General features: G+C 66.3%; 15 protein-coding genes. 12 read left to right on the top strand and 3 right to left on the bottom strand.

Annotation, left to right across the window (positions count from 1 at the left end):
• Positions 1–187: 187 nt before the first annotated feature.
• The 4 genes from J8I26_RS07860 (at position 188) to J8I26_RS07845 (ending at position 4966) form a co-directional block, all read left to right on the top strand.
• On the top strand, positions 188–1081 hold the full coding sequence (locus J8I26_RS07860) for a LysR substrate-binding domain-containing protein (protein WP_209605886.1): 894 nt from the start codon (positions 188–190) through the stop codon (positions 1079–1081).
• 149 nt (positions 1082–1230) lie between these two features.
• Positions 1231–3237, top strand: coding sequence for a transketolase (gene tkt, locus J8I26_RS07855; RefSeq protein WP_209605884.1), 2007 nt, complete (start codon positions 1231–1233; stop codon positions 3235–3237).
• Positions 3238–3254: 17 nt separating this feature from the next.
• Positions 3255–4208: a D-2-hydroxyacid dehydrogenase gene (locus J8I26_RS07850; RefSeq protein WP_209606410.1), complete on the top strand. Its 954-nt coding sequence runs from the start codon at positions 3255–3257 to the stop codon at positions 4206–4208.
• Positions 4209–4360: 152 nt separating this feature from the next.
• The gene (locus tag J8I26_RS07845; protein ID WP_245200214.1) at positions 4361–4966 is read left to right on the top strand and encodes a TIGR00730 family Rossman fold protein; all 606 of its coding nucleotides are present in this window, start codon (positions 4361–4363) and stop codon (positions 4964–4966) included.
• Between the two features lie 84 nt (positions 4967–5050).
• Here the strand turns inward: J8I26_RS07845 and J8I26_RS07840 are convergent, their stop codons facing one another.
• Positions 5051–6742 carry an NAD(P)H dependent flavin oxidoreductase family protein gene (locus J8I26_RS07840; RefSeq protein WP_348635297.1) on the bottom strand — a complete coding sequence of 564 codons (1692 nt, stop codon included), beginning with the start codon at positions 6740–6742 and terminating at the stop codon, positions 5051–5053.
• An 87-nt stretch (positions 6743–6829) separates the two neighbouring features.
• On the opposite strand from J8I26_RS07840, the gene J8I26_RS07835 reads away from it, so the two are divergent.
• Entirely contained in the window at positions 6830–8356 is a 1527-nt protein-coding gene (locus J8I26_RS07835; protein WP_245200213.1) for a PLP-dependent aminotransferase family protein, read from the top strand.
• Here the strand turns inward: J8I26_RS07835 and J8I26_RS07830 are convergent.
• Positions 8353–9291: a LysR family transcriptional regulator gene (locus tag J8I26_RS07830; protein ID WP_209605882.1), complete on the bottom strand. Its 939-nt coding sequence runs from the start codon at positions 9289–9291 to the stop codon at positions 8353–8355. The genes J8I26_RS07835 and J8I26_RS07830 overlap by 4 nt on opposite strands.
• A 109-nt stretch (positions 9292–9400) precedes the next feature.
• On the opposite strand from J8I26_RS07830, the gene J8I26_RS07825 reads away from it, so the two are divergent.
• Positions 9401–10492, top strand: a complete 1092-nt coding sequence (locus J8I26_RS07825; RefSeq protein WP_209605880.1) for a tartrate dehydrogenase — start codon at positions 9401–9403, stop codon at positions 10490–10492.
• Between the two features lie 61 nt (positions 10493–10553).
• On the opposite strand, the gene J8I26_RS07820 is transcribed toward J8I26_RS07825, so the two are convergent.
• The gene (locus J8I26_RS07820; RefSeq protein WP_209605878.1) at positions 10554–12113 is read right to left on the bottom strand and encodes a methyl-accepting chemotaxis protein; all 1560 of its coding nucleotides are present in this window, start codon (positions 12111–12113) and stop codon (positions 10554–10556) included.
• A 367-nt stretch (positions 12114–12480) separates the two neighbouring features.
• Between J8I26_RS07820 and J8I26_RS07815 the strand changes: the two genes are divergently transcribed.
• From J8I26_RS07815 to J8I26_RS07790, 6 genes are all read left to right on the top strand, one after another.
• On the top strand, positions 12481–13011 hold the full coding sequence (locus J8I26_RS07815; RefSeq protein ID WP_209605876.1) for a sorbitol dehydrogenase family protein: 531 nt from the start codon (positions 12481–12483) through the stop codon (positions 13009–13011).
• Positions 13012–13039: 28 nt separating this feature from the next.
• The gene (locus J8I26_RS07810) at positions 13040–14671 is read left to right on the top strand and encodes a GMC family oxidoreductase (protein ID WP_209605874.1); all 1632 of its coding nucleotides are present in this window, start codon (positions 13040–13042) and stop codon (positions 14669–14671) included.
• Between the two features lies 1 nt (position 14672).
• Complete coding sequence (locus tag J8I26_RS07805) at positions 14673–16277, top strand: cytochrome c (protein ID WP_209605872.1); 1605 nt, start codon at positions 14673–14675, stop codon at positions 16275–16277.
• A 140-nt stretch (positions 16278–16417) separates the two neighbouring features.
• Complete coding sequence (locus tag J8I26_RS07800) at positions 16418–16630, top strand: ParD-like family protein (RefSeq protein WP_209605870.1); 213 nt, start codon at positions 16418–16420, stop codon at positions 16628–16630.
• Positions 16627–17394 carry a type I methionyl aminopeptidase gene (gene map, locus J8I26_RS07795; protein WP_209605868.1) on the top strand — a complete coding sequence of 256 codons (768 nt, stop codon included), beginning with the start codon at positions 16627–16629 and terminating at the stop codon, positions 17392–17394. Before J8I26_RS07800 ends, map begins: the two co-directional genes overlap by 4 nt.
• A gap of 363 nt (positions 17395–17757) precedes the next feature.
• Complete coding sequence (locus J8I26_RS07790) at positions 17758–19809, top strand: TonB-dependent siderophore receptor (protein WP_245200227.1); 2052 nt, start codon at positions 17758–17760, stop codon at positions 19807–19809.
• Positions 19810–19822 lie beyond the last annotated feature (13 nt).

Raw genomic sequence — 19822 nt, 5'->3', positions numbered from 1 at the left:
AATGGAGTGGTGAAGCTGCGGCAACACGCCGCCCATCATCTATCGGAGACTTGATTTTGCTGCTGTTGCAAATGAGGGGGCAAACGATAAAATCTCAGGAATACTTCGAACCTGTGCATGTTGCGCCGCATCAGAAATCGGCGAAGACATCAAAAAAGACACCAGAAAGAGACGAGCTTCGAACGCCATGATTCCTCCGCTGACCTCCCTGATGGCTTTTGAAGCGATCGCGCGCAGAAAGAGTTTCAACCTCGCCGCAGCCGAGCTGCACCTCACGCCTTCGGCCATCAGCCACCAGGTCGCGCGACTGGAAAAACTGCTCGGCCTGCGCCTGTTCGAGCGCTCCACCAAGGGGGTTGAACTGACGCCCGCCGGCCAGTCCTATCTCAAGCGCGTGGCCGGCGCGCTGGGCGCGATCAACGCCGCCACCGACGACCTGCGCCACGGCGTCGAGAACTCGCTGCACATTCACTCCAGCCCCAGTTTCGCCAGCCTGTGGCTGATGCCGCGCATCGGCCGCTTCGCCAAGCTGCATCCGGATATCTCGTTGGGTTTGTCGGCCTCGCCCGACTTTTCCGATTTCGAGATCGGCCAGGTCGACCTCGACATCCGCTGCGGCGTGCCGGCCTGGCCGGACCTGGAAATCGAGCCGGTGCTGGCCGAACGCATCATCCCCATGGCCAGTCCCGACTTTCTCGCCCTGCACCGCATCGAAGGGCCGGCCGACCTGGTGCAGTCGCCGCTGATCCAGTCGCGCGGCAGCCTGCTGCAGTGGCCGGAGTGGTTCGCCAAGTACGCGCCGGAGTTGCGTCCGGAGCGCATCGCGCTGCGTTTCGACCGCGCCATGATGAGCATCGAGGCCGCCGTGCAGGGCCTGGGCGTGGTGTTCGAGAGCGACGCCTTCGCCGCCGAGCATTTGCAAAGCGGCCGCCTGCAGCCGGTGTTTCGCACCGGGCTGGTGCTGGACCTGACGCAACACTTCGCGGTATGTCCGGCGCGCAACAAGTCGCGTCCGGAAGTCATCAGCTTCCTCCAGTGGCTGCGGGACGAAGCCGCCCAGGCCAGCCAGACGACGCGCTAGCGGCCCTGCAACGGGGCAGATGACAGGGATTCAGACATCCCTGAATTTTCATCGCTTGCCTGCGCAGCAGGCCGTCGAAAACAATGAAGTCCCTTTTATAAAAAACGGAGACAAGCGTCCGGGGCGTTGTGCCCGGCCGCGTCATTGCCATGAGCGAACACACACTGCAGCCGCTGGCGCACGCCATCCGCTTCCTCTCGATCGACGCCATCGTGCGCGCGACCGAAGGTCACCAGGGCGTGCCCCTGGGCATGGCCGAGATCGCCACCGCGCTTTACGCCAAGCACCTCAGATTCAACCCCGCGCAGCCGACCTGGTGGGATCGCGACCGCGTGGTGCTCTCCAACGGGCACGGCTCGATGCTGCTGTATTCGCTGCTCTACCTGACCGGTTACGAGCACATCTCGCTGGACCAGATCAAAAGCTTCCGCGAGTTCGGCTCGCACTGCGCCGGTCATCCGGAATACGATCCCAGACTGGGCATTGAAGTCACCACCGGCCCGCTCGGCCAGGGCATCGCCAACGCCTTCGGCATGGCGGTGGCGGAGGCCTACCTGAACGCGCGCTTCGGCGACGGCATCGTCAACCACCGCACCTACGCCTTCGTCGGCGACGGTTGCCTGCAGGAAGGCATCGGCCAGGAGATGATCTCGCTGGCGGGCCACCTGCGCCTGTCCAAGCTGACCCTGCTGTGGGACGACAATCAGATCACCGATGACGGCAAGACCGAGCTCTCGATCAGCGAAGACGTCGCCGAGCGCTTCCGCGTGGCGGGCTGGAACGTGGTCGAGGTCGATGGCCACGATATCGATGCGGTATCGCGCGCGCTGGATGCGGTGCGCAGTGTCGACCGGCCTTCGATGATCGCTTGCCGCACCGTGATCGGCCGCGGCATTCCGCGCGTGCAGGGCCAGCGCGGCGGCCACAGCGCGCGCCTCTATGACGACGATGCAAAGGCCGCGCGCGAGCTGCTGAAGTGGCCGCACGGCCAGTTCGAGGTGCCGTCGGAGGTGTTGTCGCAATGGCGCGCCTTCGGCCGTCGCAGCGATGCGCAATATCAGGAGTGGCAGGCGCGGGTCGCGGCCCTGCCGTCGGCCGATCGCGCCGAACTGGAACGCATCATGCGCGGCGACCTGCCGGCCAACTGGCAGGACGCGCTGCAGACCTTCAAGAAGGATGCGATCAAGCCCGAGAACGCGCAGGGCGGCATCCTGATCTCGGCCGCGATCAACAAGCTGCTTTCGGAGGTGATCCCCGAGCGCATGGTCGGCTGCGCCGATCTCGAAGCGCCGACCGCACACAAGGGCCCGCTGGAGGCCTTCACCGCCGACAACCGCGGCGGCGCCTACGTGCACTGCGGCGTGCGCGAGCACCTGATGGGCGCGATGGCCAACGGCATGGCCGCGCACGGCGGCATCATCCCGTACTCGGTGACCTATCTCGCCTTCTCCGACTACGAGCGCCCGGCCATGCGCATGGCGGCGTTGATGGGGCTGCCGGTGAAGTACGTGTTCAGCCATGACTCGATCGGCATCGGCAAGAACGGCCCGACCCACCAGCCGGTGGAGATCCTGGCTTCGCTGCGCGCCATGCCCAACATGTGGGTGATGCGCCCGGCCGACGCCACCGAGGCGGTGGAGTGCTGGGAAGCCGCGATGCAGCGCAAGACCGGTCCGGTCAGCATGGTGTTTGCGCGCCAGACGCTGGCGCCGGTGCGCAAGACATTCAGCGCCGACAACCTGAGCGCGCGCGGCGGCTACGTATTGGCTGAGGCCGGGGCCGACACCAACGGCGGCGTGCGCCAGGTGACGCTGCTGGCCACCGGCTCGGAGGTGGCCATCGCCGTCGAGGCCCGCGCGCAGCTCGAAGCGCAGGGTATCGCCACCGCCGTGGTCTCGCTGCCGTGCTGGGAGTTGTTCGACCAGCAGGACGCGACCTACCGGGCCGGCGTGCTCGGCGCCGGCGCCGTGCGCGTGGGTGTGGAGGCGGCCGTGCGCTTCGGCTGGGACCAATACCTGGGCAGCCGCGGCGGCTTCGTCGGCATGAAGGGCTTCGGCGCGCCCGGCCCGGCCGACGTGCTGTATCGCCACTTCAACATCACCGCCGAGGCCGTCGTCCTCGAAGCCACGCGCCTGCTTGGCGCTACCGGAGCCTGAATGCCATGAGCAACGCAATGAACATCGTCTTCCTCGACCGCGCCACCTTGCCGCCGCAGACCACGCTGCGCCAACCCTGCTTTGCACATCGCCTGCAGGTGTTCGACTACACCGCGCCCGGGGAGGTGGCTGCACGCATCGCCGACGCCGACATCGTCGTGCTGAACAAGTCCAAACTGAGCGCTGAAGCGATTGCCGACGCCCCGCGCCTGAAGATGGTGGCGGTTGCCGCCACCGGCACCGACAACGTCGACATCGCAGCCTGTCGCGCACGCGGCATCGTGGTCAGCAACATCCGCAACTACGCCATCCACACCGTGCCGGAACACACCTTCGCGCTCATCTTCGCCCTGCGTCGCAGCATCGCCGCCTACCAGGACGCGGTGCGCCGCGGCCGCTGGCAGGCGTCCGGGCAGTTCTGCTTCTTCGATTACCCGATCAAGGATCTGGCCGGCGCGACGCTGGGGGTGATCGGCGACGGCGTGCTGGGCCAGGCTACCGCCGCCATGGGCCGCGCGCTGGGGATGCAGGTGCTGTTCGCCGCGCACAAGGGGCGCAGCGACATGGGGCCGCTTTATACCGCCTTCGACGAGGTGCTGGCGCGCGCCGACATCATCAGCCTGCATTGCCCGCTGACGCCTGACACCAGGGGCATGATCGGCGCTGCCGAGTTCGCGAAGATGGCGCGCAAGCCGCTGCTGATCAACACCGCCCGCGGCGGCCTGGTCGACGAGGCGGCGCTGGGGCCGGCGCTGGAGGCCGGCCATATCAGCGGCGCCGGCTTCGACGTGGTCAGCGTGGAGCCGCCGCCGCCGGACCATCCGTTCATGGCGCTGCTGGAGCGTCCCAACTTCCTGCTCACGCCGCACGTGGCCTGGGCCAGCGACGAAGCCACCCAGGGTCTGGCCGATCAGCTGGTGGACAACATCGAGGCCTATGTCGCCGGCCAGCCGGTCAATCTCGTCGGCTAGCATTGTCGTCGCATGGATGGCCGCGCCAAAGAAGACGCCCGCGACTGCGGGCGTTTTTCCTTTTGTCTTCGGCGGTTTTTTCTTTATAGTCGCGTCAGCAGATTTGCCTGCGTTCCAGCGCCGCAGAGCGCGCCTATCGCCCTGGAGACATCATGATACTCGCCCCATCTTCCCGCATTCGCAGCATCGCCGTGTTCTGCGGCTCCAACTTCGGCAACTCGCCCGAGTACGGCGACGCCGCCCGTGCGCTCGGCGCCGAGCTGGGACGGCGCGGCATCCGGCTGGTCTACGGCGGCACCAACAAGGGCCTGATGGGCGTGACGGCAGAGGCGGCGCTGGCCGCCGGGGCGGAAGTGACCGGGGTGATCACCCGCCGTCTGCATGAGCGCGGTCACCTGGCCGCGGGCCTGAGCTCGCATGAGATCGTGGCCGACATGCGTGTGCGCAAGGCGCGCATGGCCGAACTGGCGGACGCCTTCATCGCGCTGCCCGGCGGCCTCGGTACTTTCGAGGAGTTGTTTGAAGTCGCCACGCTGACGCAACTGGGCGATCACAGCAAGGCGTGCGGCGTGCTCAACGTGCGCGGCTTTTACGAGCCCATGCGCGCCATGCTGGCGCTGGCCACCGAGCAGGGTTTCATGAAGCCGGAGCACCGCGACATGATCGTCGCCGCCGACACGCCGGGGCCGCTGCTCGACGCCATCGAATCCTGGACCGCGCCCACCGTCACCAAGTGGATCGCGCAGCCGGGCTCCTGAGGCGTCTCAGCTGGCACCGGACAGGGCGGCCGGATTGGCGACGAGGGCTTGCTCGCGCAATGCCGGTTCCCGGTTGCTGATTCACTAAGCAAGAGCCTCGCCGGGCAAGCCGATCAGGATGTCTTCATAGAACGCGCCGACCGCATAGCTGGGATGGCGCAGCTGGATTTCCAGCACCCAGATCGCCTCGCTGGGGACGATGTCCATCTCGGCCAGCTTGGCCGGGCCGAACAGCGCATGCGGGAAGTCCGAGACGCGATGGCCGGCGAGATTGCGTTCCAGCATCCAGCCGCCGCGCAGCGCTTGGGCCTCGGCAAAGTCATACAGCGCGCGGCCGGTGAGGCCGGTCTTCCACGCTTGCTTGGCGGCGCTGAATACGTCGCGCGCGGCTTGCGCGCAGGCGCGATGCAGGCGCTCGTCGCCGAACACGAAGGTGTCGCCGAAGTCGCCTTCATAGCCGTCCCACACCGGGCCGATGTCGACCACCACGATGTCGCTCTCCTGCAAGACGCGTTCGCGCTGCACGCCCTGGCGCGGCGTGCGTACGGTGTCGTCGCCGAAGCGGATGTAGGTGGGATGCCAGGTGTGCGAAGCGCCCATGTCACGCAGGTGCTGATCGGCCATTTCCACCGCCTCTGAAGTGCGCATGCCGATGCGCAGCTTGCCGGCGATCTGGGCCACCGCGCGGATCGACTGTTCGCGCGCGGCCAGCATGCCGTCCAGCGAATAGCGCGGGCCCACCCGCTCTAGCACCGGGTCGAAGCTGCCTGTGGCCAGCGGCGGCGCACTGGCGCCGGACGGCACAAAAGCTTCGGCCACCATCTCATGCGCGGCCACGCCCCACTGCGCGCAACGCTCCTTCACCGCCTCGACCATGGCCGGGTTGCCGCAGGCATAGACGCGCGCAGATGACCAGGCATGGTCGCGCGCGGCGGCCGCATCTTGCACGCGGCCGTCGGCGGCGTTAATGCCGAACCAGCGGAAGTGGTGATGTGCGGCAGCCAGCGCATCGAGGAAGGCGCGGTCGTAGCAATCTTCGTCCCGGCGGCCGCCCCAGTACAGCGTCACCTTGCGGTTCGGCGGCGCATCCTCCTGCGCCAGCGCCGCCAGCAGGATGGGCTTGATGCCGGCATAACCGGTGCCGCTGGCGAACAGCAGCAGTTCCTCATGCGCGCCCGGCTGCCAGGTGCAGGCGCCGAAGCCGCCTTCCAGACTCAGGCGCTGGCCGGGCTGCAGCTGGTCCAGCATGGTCTGCGAGAAGCGTCCGCCGGCCACGCGACGGATGTGGAATTCCAGCCGGCCGTCATCGGCGGCGGGCAGGTTGGCCACCGAGAAGCAACGGCTGCTGCCGTCGTCCAGGTAGAACTTCATGTATTGCCCGGGGCGGATCTCGGGCGCCTGCGCGCTCTCCGGCTGTAGCACCAGGCGCGTCACGTCGTCGGTCGGCGATGATTTATCCACCACCCGGGCTTCGAAGCGCAAGGCCGGCGCATCGAAGGACCAGCCGGGAATGTCGATGCGCATGTCGCCGCAGGCGCGGCTCTGGCACAGCAGCAGTTCATCGCTCTGCAGCCGGTAGGGCGTGCCCAGCGCCTGGTAATCATCGGCCCGGTGCTCGCCGGCCAGCACGCGCACCTTGCAGCAGCCGCATTCGCCGCGGCGGCAGGAAAAGGGCACGTTGACGCCTTGCGCCAGCGCCTCATCCAGCAGCAGGCCGTCGCCGGCTTCGAAGCGCTTGCCGCTGTTTCCCAATGTGATGATGTGAGCTTGCTGCACCCTGGTCTCCTCATGAAAGCAATACGAATGACCGGAATTGTGGCGCTAGAATAGGACCCTATAAACCTCCAGATTGTGAAAGTTCATATGGTCCAGATGAGAAACTGGCGCCTCCTGCTGGAACTGGATGGCGCATCGGGCGGCGCGTCCTATCGCGACATCCTGGCCGGCCTCGCGCGCGCCATCCGGGATGGGCGGTTGCCGCCCGGCGCGCCTTTGCCGGGCACGCGCGAGATGGCGGCCATGCTGGGCGTGAATCGCAAGACGGTGATCGTGGCCTACGAGGAGGCGGCCATCAAGGGCTGGCTGGTTACCGAGCAGCGCCGCGGCACCTTCGTCAATGCGGCGTTCGATCCGGTGGCGCTGGAGGAGGGGCGCGACGGACAGGGGCGTGCGCAGGCGCGCGTCTTCGCGCCGGCGTTCCAGGAGGTGGTGCTGCCGCCGTACCTGAACGCGCTGCCGCCGCGCGGCCGCGCGCAGGCCGGCAGGAAAGAGCCGAGGCAGGGCGGCATGATGTATGTCGACAACGGCTCGCCGGACCATCGGCTGCTGCCGCAGGCGGTTCTGCACCGCCACTACCGCAGCGCACTGCGCGACAGTCTGCGCTCGGGCGGCGTGCGCTACGGCAACCTGGACGGCGCGCACCAGCTGCGCGCGGCGCTGGCCGGCATGCTGGGCGCCACGCGCGCGCTGGCGACCACGCCCGCCAACATCTGCCTCACGCCGGGCACTCAGATGGCCTTGCACCTGGCGGCCGCGGCGCTGATCCGCCCGGGTGATGTGGTGCTGGTGGAGCGCTTGAGTTATCCACCGGCCTGGGCCATCTTCCAGTCGCTGGGCGCACGGGTGGAGACGGTCGATATCGACGTCGACGGCTGCGTGGTGCAGCAGGTGGAAGACATCTGCCGGCGCGAGGCGATTCGTTTCATCTACCTGACGCCGCACCACCAGTTCCCCAGCACCGTCAGCCTGCGCGCTGACCGGCGCGAGAAGCTGCTGGCGCTGGCCGCGCAGTACGGCTTTTCCATCATCGAGGAAGACTACGACCACGAATACCATTTCGCCGGTCGTCCCTATCCCCCGCTGGCCAGCGACCCGCGCCAACGCAGCGTGATCTACATCAGCGCGCTGTCCAAGTTGCTGGGGTCGAGCTTTCGCTGCGGCTTCATCGTGGCGCCGGAGAACCTGGTGGCGGCGCTGGAGCGGCATCACCAGCTGCTCATCAGCCATGGCGACGCGGTGATGCAGAAGATGCTGGCCGGCCTGATCGCCGACGGCGAATTGCGCCGGCATGTGCGACGCAGCAGCAAGCATTACCGGGCGCGCCAAGAGGTCTTGCTGGACTGCCTGCAGCGCAGCTTCGGCGGGCGCATCGCCACGCGCGCGCCGGAGGGCGGGCTGGCCTTGTGGGTGACCTTCGACGATCAGGTGGATGTGGATGCCATGGCGCGGCATGCGCTGGAGGAGGGCCTGTTCGTGCGCAGCGGCAGCCAGTTCTCGCCGCGGGGGGAGGCCATCAACGGCATACGCTTCGGCTTCGCCTCGATGGCGCCGGACGAGCTGGCGCAGGCGGTGGCGCGACTGCGCCGGGCGTGGGAACGCAGCCGGCGTTAGCGCCTGCGGCGGCCGCCTGACGCCGATACATCAGCCAGCTCGGCGGCGATGAAGTCGACGAAGGCGCGGATCCGGTTCGACATCTGGTGCCGCTGCGAATAGACCGCGTAGATGTCGGCGTTGGGCGTGCGCCAGCCGGGCAGCACCTGCACCAGCCGGCCGTCGTGCAGGTAGGGGCGGACGTCCCACTCGGCGCGCATCAGGATGCCGTGTCCTTCCAGCGCCCACTTCACCGCAATCTCGCCGTCGTTGGTGGTGAGGTTGCCGCGTATCTTTACCGTTGCCGTCTTGGCCGCCGGGCCGCTGCCGGCACTCAGCCGCCACACCCCGTAAGCCTCGTCGCCCTGGCGTATGCCCAGGCAGTTGTGTTTGCTCAGGTCGTGCGGGGTGACGGGCACGCCGCGCCGCTTGAGATAGGCCGGTGTGGCGCATAGCAGGCGCGCATTGGCCGCCAGGCGGCGCGCCACCACCCGGGTGTCGGGCGGCTCGCCGAAGCGGATGCAGACGTCGAAGCTGTCGTCGGTCAGCGGCGGCGGCATCACCGACAACTGCAGCTGCACCGAGACCTGCGGATGCAGCGCGACGAAGCGCGAGATCACCGGCGCCACATGGCTGCGACCGAACCCGAGCGTGGCATTCACGCGCAGCAGGCCTTCCGGGCGCCGCCTGGCGCTGCCCAGCAACTCCGACAGTTCATCGATTTCGTCCAGGATGCGGCGCGCATGTTCCAGATAGAGCTCGCCCTCGGGCGTGAGCGTCATGCGCCGCGTGGTGCGGTTCACCAGCGGCACGCCGGCCCGGCTCTCCATCTGCGCCAGGTGCTTGCTCACCGCTGCGGTCGTCAGGCCCAGCTCGCGCGCTGCCGCCGACAGGCTGCCGGCCATGGCCAGCACCGAGAAGAAGCGCAAATCCGAAGGAAGCACGATGTCTTGCATGATTGATCTTTAAATTGAAGTTAAAGATGCTTTGAGTTTAGCACCGGTTTTTAGCGGGATATCTGCGTACAGTGCGGCCACACCCCACCCATTTCGAAAGGTCGCAGACATGAAGACGTATCGCATTGCCACCATCCCCGGCGACGGCATCGGCAAGGAAGTCGTGCCCGCAGGACGCCAGTTGCTGGAAGCGCTGGCCGCCACCAGCAGCGCATTCAGATTCGAGTTCGAGGACTTCGACTGGGGCGGCGACTACTATCGCAAGACCGGCGCCATGATGCCGGCCGACGGACTGGACGCGCTGCGCAACAAGGATGCGATCCTGTTCGGCTCGGCCGGCGATCCGCACATCCCCGACCACATCACGCTGTGGGGCCTGCGCCTGAAGATTTGCCAGGGCTTCGACCAGTACGCCAACGTGCGCCCGACGCGCATCCTGCCCGGCATCGACGCGCCCTTGAAGCGCTGCAAGCCGGAGGACCTGAACTGGGTCATCGTGCGCGAAAACTCGGAGGGCGAATACGCCGGCGTCGGCGGCCGCGTGCACCAGGGGCATCCGATCGAGGCCGCCACGGATGTTTCGATCATGACCCGCGCCGGCGTCGAGCGCATCATGCGCTTCGCCTTCAAGCTGGCGCAGTCGCGCCCGCGCAAGCTGCTGACCGTGGTCACCAAGAGCAACGCCCAGCGCCACGCAATGGTGATGTGGGATGAGATCGCGCTGCAGGTCGCGAAGGAATTTCCGGACGTGAAATGGGACAAGGAGCTGGTCGACGCCGCCACCGCGCGCATGGTCAACCGTCCCGCCACGCTGGACACCATCGTCGCCACCAATCTGCACGCCGACATCCTGTCGGATCTGGCCGCCGCGCTGGCGGGCAGCCTGGGCATCGCGCCCACCGGCAACATCGACCCCGAGCGCCGCTATCCGTCGATGTTCGAGCCTATCCACGGTTCGGCCTTCGACATCATGGGGCGCGGCCTGGCCAATCCGGTCGGCACGTTCTGGTCGGTGGTGATGATGCTGGAACACCTGGGCGAACACCAAGCCGCCGCGCAGGTGATGCAGGCGGTCGAGGCGGTCACCGCCGATCCGTCGCTGCACACCGGCGACCTGGGAGGCAAGGCCACCACGGCGCAGGTGACCGAGGCCGCGTGCGCCTTCGTCAGCAAGGCGGCCGGCGCGAAGAAGGCAGCCTGAGCCGGATCGATCGAAAAAAAGCCCGCTTGCGCGGGCTTTTTTCATGGGGACGTGAGCACCGTCAGGCGCCGGCCCGCAGCTTGAACACGCTGACCAGCGAGGACAACTCGCCGGCCTGCTCCTGCATCGACTGCGCCGCGGCGGCGGCTTCTTCCACCAGCGCCGCGTTCTGCTGGGTGACCTGATCCATCTGCGCCACCGCGCGGTTGATCTCTTCGATGCCGGTACTCTGCTCGTTGCTGGCGGCCGAGATCTCGGCCACGATGTCGGTCACGCGCTTGACGCTGTCGACCACCTCCGACATGGTCGAGCCGGCCTGCTGCACGAGCGTGGTGCCGGCGCCGACCTTGGTGACGGAATCGTCGATCAGCACCTTGATCTCCTTGGCGGCCGAGGCCGAACGCTGCGCCAGCGAGCGTACTTCGGAGGCCACCACGGCGAAGCCGCGGCCCTGCTCGCCGGCGCGCGCCGCTTCCACCGCTGCGTTCAGCGCCAGGATGTTGGTCTGGAAGGCAATGCCGTCGATCACGCTGATGATCTCCACGATGCGGTTCGACGCATCGTTGATCGAGGCCATGGTGGTCACCACCTGGCCCACCACGTCGCCGCCCTGCACCGCGATGGTGGAGGCGGTGCGCGCCAGCTGGTTGGCCTGGCGGGCGTTGTCCGAGTTCTGCTTGACGGTGGAGGTCAGTTCTTCCAGCGCCGAGGCGGTCTCTTCCAGCGAGCCGGCCTGCTGCTCGGTGCGGCTGGAGAGGTCGAGGTTGCCGCTGGCGATTTCGGTCGAGGCGGTGGTGATGCGGTCGGTGCCGGCGCGCACGTTGCCGACCACGTTGAGCAAGCCCTCGTTCATGGTCTTCAGGGCCGACATCAGCTGGCCGGTCTCGTCGCGGCTCTGCGCGCGGATATCGGCAGTCAGGTCGCCCTGGGCGACGCGCTGCGCCAGGCTCACCGCGTCCTTGAGCGGCTCGGAGATGATGCGCGCCACGTACAGCGCCAGGCCGGTGCCGATGGCCAGCGCCGCGACCAGCATGCCGATGACCCACAGGCGCCCCTGCGCGAAGGTGTCGTCGGCGCCTTTGGTGGCGGCTTCGCCGCCATCCTGGTTGACCTTGATCAGCTTGTCGAGATTGCCCAGGATTTGCGGATACAGCTTGTTGGACTGGCCGAGAAACAGATCGCGACCCTCGGCGTTGTTCTTGGCCAGGAAGGCGGCGACGATCTTGCCGTGCTCGACCAGGAATTCGGCCATCTGCTTGCGCACCAGCGGATAGATCTCGCGCTCCTGGTCGGTATCGATCGAGGCTTCATATTCCTTCATGGTCTTGTCCAGGCCGGTCAGGATCGCCTGGCTGCGACCGATCAGGCCGTTCATGGCGTCCAGGTCGCCCTCATAGATCGCCAGCTGGGACTCGGTGCCGCGCAGCCGCACGTAGAGCAGCTTGATGTCGCCCAGCGTCTTTTGCGCTGGCATCCAGTCGCCCGTGATTTCCGAGGAGGCGCTGTTGAGCTTGGCCAGTCGCGAAATCGAAAATATCCCCAGGATGGCGGTCAGCGCCAGCACGGTCAGAAACGCCAGCAGCAGTTTCTTCGCGATCTTCAGATTCCGGAACCAATTCATTTTTTTCCCTTTTGCCCCATGTGTTGAGAATGAGAATGATTGCCAACGTTTGCCGTGCAATCATTCGCGCAACATCCCACCTGCTTTTCTGCCGGAAAGACTTTCGCAGCCTGATTATCGCCACGCCATTTGCGCTTCAATCGTGAAAACAGAGATGGATTTTCCTCTGCCGGGCAGGGCTGTCGCTACGGCCGGTGGGCGGTGGTGCAGGCATTGCTTGAGTGAACGGAAACATCGCGGCGCATTTGCAACGCTGCGGCGCGCCTGCTCAGGCACGCGGCGCCAATCCCTGTTAGCATTCGCCCCGAATCGCCCGTCCGGATCGGGTGACGCAGATGTAAAGAATGCAGCAGGAAGCCACACGCCAATGAATGAAATCAGCAAGAAAGTCATGATGTCGCGGCGCAGTCTGATGCTGACCGGGATCACGCTCCTGGGCAGCTATGTCGCGGTCTCCAGCCTGCCCTCCTGGGCCGTGCCGCAGGAGGACGCCAGCCTGCAGGCGCAGTTCATGCGCCTGTCCAATCTCCTGGTGAACCACCGTCTCAATCCCGCCGTCGGCGCCCGCATGCTCAAAGTCGCGGCGGCCGAGCATGCGGAGCTGCCCAGGATGATGGGCGAGATCATCGCCATCGCCGAGCGCAAACAGGCCAGGATCGTCGAAGACTTCTTCGCCGACATTCCCGAAGGCCCGCTGCAGACGCTGGCGCACTGGATCATTTTCGCCTGGTACACCGGCTGCTCATCGCCCAAGCGCGACGCCAAGGTGTTCACCTATGAAGAGGCGCTGACCTACCAGACCACCATCGACGTGGTCGCCATTCCTTCCTACGGCATCAGCGGTCCCAACCGCTGGCGCCAGGACATCGTTCCGTTGGCAGCAATGCCCCGCTTCTGAACGCATTTCACGTACAAGAGTCATTCGCATGAACAGCACTAGCAACGCCGACGTCGTCATCGTCGGCACCGGCGTCGTCGGCGTCCTGATCGCGGAGCAGCTTCTGGATGCAGGCATTTCGGTGCTGATGCTCGAAGCCGGCCCGCGCGTGGCGCGCTCCGAGATCGTCGAGAGTTTCCGCAACCTGCCGCTGGCCTTGAAGGGCGATCCCTCGTCCTGCTATCCGCCGCGTCCGTGGGCGCCGCACCCGATGCCTTCCAGCGAGAATCCGGACGACCACTACCTGGATCTGTCCGGCCCCGACAAATACGCGCAGACCTTCATCCGCTACGCCGGCGGATCAACCTGGCATTGGGCCGGCACCTGCTGGCGCCTGACGCCGGACGACATGCGCCTGCAATCGCGCTACGGCGTGGGGCGCGACTGGGCGTTCGGCTACGACGTGCTGGAACCGTACTACACCCGCGTGGAGCACAAGCTGGGCATCTGCGGCCCGTCCGACCCGGAACTGCAATGGCCGCCGCTGCGCTCGCAGCCGTACCCGATGGAGGCCTTGCCGTTCAGCCCCGGCGAGCAGCGCTTCACCGAGGTGGTGCGGGAACTGGGCTATCGCAACATCCCCACCGCGCAGGCGCGCAACAGCGGCATCCCCTACGATGATCGGCCGGCCTGCTGCGCCAACAACAACTGCGTGCCGGTGTGCCCGGTCGGCGCCAAGTACGACGCCGCCACCGCGCTGGGCCGCCTGGAAGCCAAGGGCGCGACCATCCTGACCGATGCCGTGGTGTACAAGGTCGAGACCAACGCGAAGAACCAGGTCGAGGCGGTCAATTACTTCGACGCCAACAAGCAGAGCCACCGCGTCGGCGGCAAGCTCTTCGTGCTGGCCTGCAACGGCATCGAGACGCCCAAGCTGCTGCTGATGTCGAAGAACGAGCGCAACCCCAACGGCCTGGCCAACAGCTCCGACCAGGTCGGCCGCAACATGATGGACCACCCGCAGCTGACCATGACGCTGACGCTGTCCGAGCCTTACTGGTCCGGCGTCGGGCCGGTGGTCAACAGCGGCATCATGGAAACCTCGCAGGGCGACTTCCGCTCGGAACACGCCGGCGCCTACTTCCGCTTCAACAACTTTGCGCGCAATCGTTTCGTTACCTTCGGCGCGCTGAAGAAGGGCTTGGTCGGCAAGGCGCTGGACGAGGAAATCCGCCGCATGGCCGGCTGCACCGCCGATATCGTGCTGGCGCACGAAGTGCTGCCTGACGCCAACAACCGCCTGACGCTGTCCGACAAGAAGGACTGGCTGGGCCTGCCGCGACCGGCGGTGCACTACGACGTGGGCGACTATACCCGCAAGTCGGCCGAGGTCTATTCGCTGCCGATCGGCCATCGCATCGCCGAGGCGATGGGCGCCATCGACGTCAAGATCAGCCCCAAGTTCGCGCAGAGCAAGCACATCATGGGCGGCACCATCATGGGCAACGACCCGACCACCGCGGTGGTCGACGCCGATTGCCGCGCCTACGACCACGACAACCTGTTCCTGCCCGGCGGCGGCGCCATGGCCAGCACCGCGTGCGGCAACAGCACCATCAGCATGGCAGCGCTGGGCCTGAAGGCGGCCGACGCCATCGTGCGCCAACTGCGAAAGGCCTGAGATGAACAAGACCTCGACCTTCATCCTCGCCGGCCTGGCCGCCGCGTTCGCGCTGGCAACATTGCCGGCCCGCGCCGAGACCGCGCCTGAACCTGCAGCACAATCTGCAGCACAACCCGCAGCACAACCCGCAGCACAACCCGCAGCGCCAGCCGCGTCGCAAGCCGCGTCGCAAGCCGCACAGCAGCCTGTCGAGCAAGCCGCCGTTCAGGCTGCCGTTCAGCCAATTCAGCCGGCAGCGCCGTCGCCCGAGCAAGCCCTGATCGAGCGCGGCCGCTACCTGGCGGTGGCGTCCGACTGCATGGCCTGCCACACCGCCGCGCGCGGCAAGCCGATGGCTGGCGGCAACGCCATCACCTCGCCGGTGGGCGAGATCATCGCCACCAACATTACGCCGTCGAAGCGGTTCGGCATCGGCAACTACACCGAGGCGCAGTTTGCCGACGCGTTGCGCCGTGGCGTGCGCGCCGACGGCGCCAATCTCTATCCGGCGATGCCCTACACGGCCTATTCGGTGCTCACCGATGAGGACGTGCACGCGCTGTACGCGTACTTCATGAAGGGTGTGCAACCGGTGGAGCAGGCCACGGCCGAGACCAGGCTGCCGTTCCCGATGAACATCCGCATGTCCATGAAGGCGTGGAATGCGCTGTTCCTCAACGACAAGCCGCTGCCGCCGGCGCCGGAGCGTTCGCAGCAATGGCTGCGCGGCCGCTACCTGGCCGAAGGCCCGGCCCACTGCAGCACCTGCCACACGCCGCGCGGCTTCCTGATGCAGGAAAAGCTGAGCCTGCAGCTCTCCGGCGCCCAGGTCGGCCCGTGGTATGCGCCGAACATCACGCCGCACCCGGTCAGCGGCATTGGCGCATGGAGCAACGACGAGCTGGTCGCCTACCTGAAGACCGGCCGCCTGGAAGGCAAGGCGCAAGCCGCCGGCAGCATGGCCGAGGCCATCACGCACAGCTTCAGCCACCTGAGCAACGACGACCTGCGCGCGATCGCGGTCTATATCAAGGATCGCCCGCCGGTGGCCGACGCCGGCGCCGAGCAGCATCGCACGCGCTTCGAGCAGGGCAAGGCTGGCAACGCCTTGCCGGCCTTGCGCGGCCTGTCTGCCGATCCGACGTCGGCCGAGGAAGTGCGCGGCGCGCGCATCTTCTCCGGCAGCTGCGCCTCTTGCCACGGCTACAACGGCCAGGGCACCAAGGACGGTTACTACCCCAGCCTGTATCGCAACTCTGCTACCGCCGGCGTCAACGCGAACAACCTGATCGCGACCATCCTCTACGGCGTCGAGCGCGAGACCGAGCACGGCGGGCATGTCTTCATGCCGCCCTTCGGCGACCAGCCCAATGCGTTGAACAAGCTCAACAACGAGGACGTGGCGGCGCTGTCGAACTACATCCTGAAGTTCTACGGCAACCCCGACGTCAAGGTCAGCGCCGCCGATGTGGAAACGATCCGCCAGGGTGGTCCGCGCTCCAACCTGTTGCTGCTCGCGCGCATCGGCATGGGCTTGGGCGCAGTGGTGGTTCTGCTGCTGCTGTTGTTCTTGCTGCTGGCAACACGCCGCAAACGACACAACCCGGAGTCGGACTGGAAATAAGCCTGCTCCTTCCCGACAAGAACGCCGTGACGACCTGGTCGCACGGCGTTTTTCTTTGGCGCCGAGGCGGGTGGCGGCTTGCGCGGGGCGCTGTGGTGAATATATACTTCGTATATAAATCATATATGCGAGGCAAGCCCATGGGCATCGTCAATATCGAAGATGAGCTGCACGACCAGATCCGCAAGGCCAGCGCGGTGGCGTGTCGCTCGATCAATGCGCAGGCCGCGTTCTGGGTCAAGATCGGCATGCTGTGCGAGATGAACCCGACCCTGAGTTTCAACGAGGTCGTCGCGCGCGAACTGAAGGCGGCGGGGGTAACGGTGCCGCCGGCCAGGAGCGGCGCATCGTGACCAAGAGCGCGGAAGAAATCGCCCTGATGGCGCAGTCCGGCCGCCTGCTGGCCAGCGTGTTCACGTATCTGGACGGGCTGGCGCTGACCGGCATGTCCACCATGCAGGTCAACGACCTGGTGGATCGCTTCATCGTCGATGAGCTGCAGGCGCGCCCCGCCAGCAAGGGGCAGTACGGTTTCGCCTACGCGCTCAACGCCTCGCGCAACAGCGTGGTATGCCACGGCGTGCCGTCGGCGCAAGAGATCCTGCAGGGCGGCGACATCGTCAACTTCGACATCACGCTGGAGAAGAACGGCTTCATCGCCGACTCCAGCAAGACCTATCTGGTGGGCGAGGTGGCGCCGGCCGCGCGGCGGCTGGTGCAGGTCACCTACGAGGCGCTGTGGAAGGGCATCAAGGCGGTGCGCCCGGGCGCGCGACTTGGCGACATCGGCCATGCCATCGAGAGCCACGCCAGGCGCCACGGCTATTCGGTGGTGCGCGAATACTGCGGCCACGGCATCGGCCGCGAGATGCACGAGTCGCCCGAGGTGCTGCACTGGGGCAAGCCGCGCACCGGCCAGCTGCTGCGCGAGGGCATGACCTTCACCATCGAGCCGATGATCAACCAGGGCAGCGACGAGGTCTTCACCGAAGACGACGGCTGGACTGTGCGCACCGAGGACGGCAAGTTGTCCGCCCAGTTCGAGCACACCGTGGCCGTGACCGCCGCCGGCGTGAAAGTGCTGACCTTGCGGCCGGGGGAAAAGTCGCCGGTGTAAGTACGCCGGGCTCGTATTCGGCACAGCCCTTTTGTTGACGAGTCACCGAAGCCACCTGCGGGTGGCTTTTTTCATTGGCGCGGCAGCGATGGCGGCCGGCGCAGCCTCTAGCGCCTTGATGGACGGCGGTTTGCGGTCGCCGATGGGGCTGGCACACAAAACTTAGGCAAGACTTAGGAGGTGGAAATTTGCAACGATATAGGGCGGCTGACACACTTTGTTGATAATTGCTATCAATTATTAACAATTATCATTTATATTTCAGCCTCCTGAAAATTTCCCTCAAGTTCCATGCAAACACGAACGTGCAGCATCCTGCGTCGCCACCTGCTGGCGGCCGGCCTCATCTCCATCAACTTCTCGATGAACATGGCTCACGCGCAAAGCGCGCCGGCCGACGCCTCCGCCAATGCCCTGCCGGAGATCAGCGTGGTCTCCGCCGGCGAGCAACAATCCTACAAGGCCTCCAGCAGCAGCGGCGCCACCCGGACCGAGACGCCGCTGATGGAAGTGCCGCAGTCGGTGCGGGTGATGACCAGCCAGCAGATCGAAGACGTTGGCGCGCTGCGCCTGGCCGATACGGTGGAATACGTGAGCGGCATCACCAAGCTCAACGACTTCGGCGGCACCTGGGACAACTTCGGCATCCGCGGCTTCAGCAGCACCGACATGGGCTTCCTGATTAACGGCTTCCCCGGCTCGCGCGGCTACAACCCGCGCCGCGACACCGCCACCGTGGAGCGCATCGAATTCCTGAAGGGCCCTGCCTCCGCCATCTACGGCAGCAGCGAGCCGGGCGGCACCATCAACATCGTCACCAAGAAGCCGCAGTTCACCCAGAAGAACGTGGCCGAGCTGAGCGCCGGCAGCGGCGGCCTGAAGCGCGCCACGCTGGACAGCACCGGCCCCTTGAGCCAGAACGTCGCCTATCGCCTCAACGTCATGACCGAAGAAGGCGACACTCGCAACAGCATGCTCAGCAATCGCCGCCAGCTGGTGGCGCCGGCCGTCACCTGGGTCATCAACCGCGACACGGTGCTGAACTATGAAGCCGAGATCCTGCGCTCATCCACGCCGCTGGACCGCGGCATCATCAACGTGCGCGGCGTGCTGGGCACGCTGCCGCGCGACCGCGTGCTGAGCGAGCCGTCGGACGGCAACATGCAGTTGAATAGCGACACCCATCAACTGACGCTGGAACATCACTTCTCGGAAAACTGGCGCGCCAAGTTTGGCGCCAGCTATAAGGAAAGCAGCTTCGACGGTTACTACACCGAGGCGGCGCTGAGCAATCCGCTGGCCGCCGACAACCGCACGCTCAACCGCACCCGCACCTGGCGCCAGCTGCCCTCGCGCGATACCTCGCTGCAGGCCGAGCTGGAAGGCAAATTCAAGACCGGCAGCATCGGCCACGACGTGCTGTTCGGCGCCGAGGCCTCGCAGCTGTGGATGAACACCGAGATCCTGCGCTCGGCCAACGAGCCCATCGACATCTACAACCCGGTCTACGGCACGGCGCTGCTGCCGGTCACCAACCGCACCTCAAGCTCCGACGAACGCCAGCGCGTGAAGGCGCTGTTCGTGCAGGACCAGATCAGCCTGTCGCCGCAATGGAAGGTGCTGGGCGGCGTGCGCTGGGATCAGTACAACCAGAGCGTGCAGACCCGCGCGCCCTCGGTCAGCAATACCTCGCAGCAGCAAAGCGCGATCTCCCCGCGCGCGGGCGTGACCTATTTGCCCAATGACTGGAGTTCCTACTACATCACCGCCGGCAGGTCCTTCCGTGGCAACAGCGGCGTCGACATCAACGGCCGCGCTTTCGACCCGCAACGCTCGACCGCCTACGAGGCCGGTGTGAAGCTGCAATCGCGGGATGAAAAGCTGGGCGCCAACTTCGCCGTCTACGACATCACCAAGACCAACGTGCTGACCGCCAGCGACGTGGCCGGCTTCTCGGTGGCCGCCGGCGAGGTCAGGAGCACCGGTTTCGAGGCCGATGTGTTCGGCCAGCTGGACACCCACTGGCGCGTCTCCGGCAACTTCTCCTGGGACAACGCGCGCGTGACCAAGGACAAGACCTACGCCGCCGGCACGCGCCTGGCCAACATTCCGGCCTACAGCGCCGGCCTGCTGGCCATCCGCGAGGACGCGCTGTCCAACGGCGACCGCTACGGCGTTGGCGGCGGCGTCACCTATGTCGGCAACCGCTCGGGCAACACCGCCGACACCTATACGCTGCCGGCCTATACCACGGTCAAGTTGCTCAGCTACTGGCAGGCCAGCAAGAACGTGCGCGTCTCGCTGGACGTGCACAACCTGTTCAACCGCAACTACTACACGGGATCGTGGGGCAACCTGTACGTCATCCCCGGCACCGAGCGCACGGTGGTGGCGCGGGTGAAGATCGACATGTAAGGTTGCACTGCAG

The sequence above is a fragment of the Herbaspirillum sp. LeCh32-8 genome (assembly GCF_017814915.1).
Lineage (GTDB): Bacteria > Pseudomonadota > Gammaproteobacteria > Burkholderiales > Burkholderiaceae_D > Herbaspirillum.
Note: the sequence above shows the minus strand (reverse complement) of the source record. Positions and strands in the feature narration are given on the sequence as shown.

Bases quoted from the DNA above. Each gene is read 5' to 3' on its own strand.
- J8I26_RS07805 (WP_209605872.1), top strand. From the start codon at position 14,673: ATGAACAAGACCTCGACCTTCATCCTCGCCGGCCTGGCCGCCGCGTTC.
- J8I26_RS07790 (WP_245200227.1), top strand. From the start codon at position 17,758: ATGAACATGGCTCACGCGCAAAGCGCGCCGGCCGACGCCTCCGCCAAT.
- J8I26_RS07825 (WP_209605880.1), top strand. From the start codon at position 9,401: ATGAAGACGTATCGCATTGCCACCATCCCCGGCGACGGCATCGGCAAG.
- J8I26_RS07800 (WP_209605870.1), top strand. From the start codon at position 16,418: ATGGGCATCGTCAATATCGAAGATGAGCTGCACGACCAGATCCGCAAG.
- J8I26_RS07850 (WP_209606410.1), top strand. From the start codon at position 3,255: ATGAACATCGTCTTCCTCGACCGCGCCACCTTGCCGCCGCAGACCACG.
- J8I26_RS07845 (WP_245200214.1), top strand. From the start codon at position 4,361: ATGATACTCGCCCCATCTTCCCGCATTCGCAGCATCGCCGTGTTCTGC.
- J8I26_RS07830 (WP_209605882.1), bottom strand. From the start codon at position 9,291: ATGCAAGACATCGTGCTTCCTTCGGATTTGCGCTTCTTCTCGGTGCTG.
- J8I26_RS07820 (WP_209605878.1), bottom strand. From the start codon at position 12,113: ATGAATTGGTTCCGGAATCTGAAGATCGCGAAGAAACTGCTGCTGGCG.
- J8I26_RS07835 (WP_245200213.1), top strand. From the start codon at position 6,830: ATGGTCCAGATGAGAAACTGGCGCCTCCTGCTGGAACTGGATGGCGCA.
- tkt (WP_209605884.1), top strand. From the start codon at position 1,231: ATGAGCGAACACACACTGCAGCCGCTGGCGCACGCCATCCGCTTCCTC.
- J8I26_RS07815 (WP_209605876.1), top strand. From the start codon at position 12,481: ATGAATGAAATCAGCAAGAAAGTCATGATGTCGCGGCGCAGTCTGATG.
- J8I26_RS07810 (WP_209605874.1), top strand. From the start codon at position 13,040: ATGAACAGCACTAGCAACGCCGACGTCGTCATCGTCGGCACCGGCGTC.
- J8I26_RS07860 (WP_209605886.1), top strand. From the start codon at position 188: ATGATTCCTCCGCTGACCTCCCTGATGGCTTTTGAAGCGATCGCGCGC.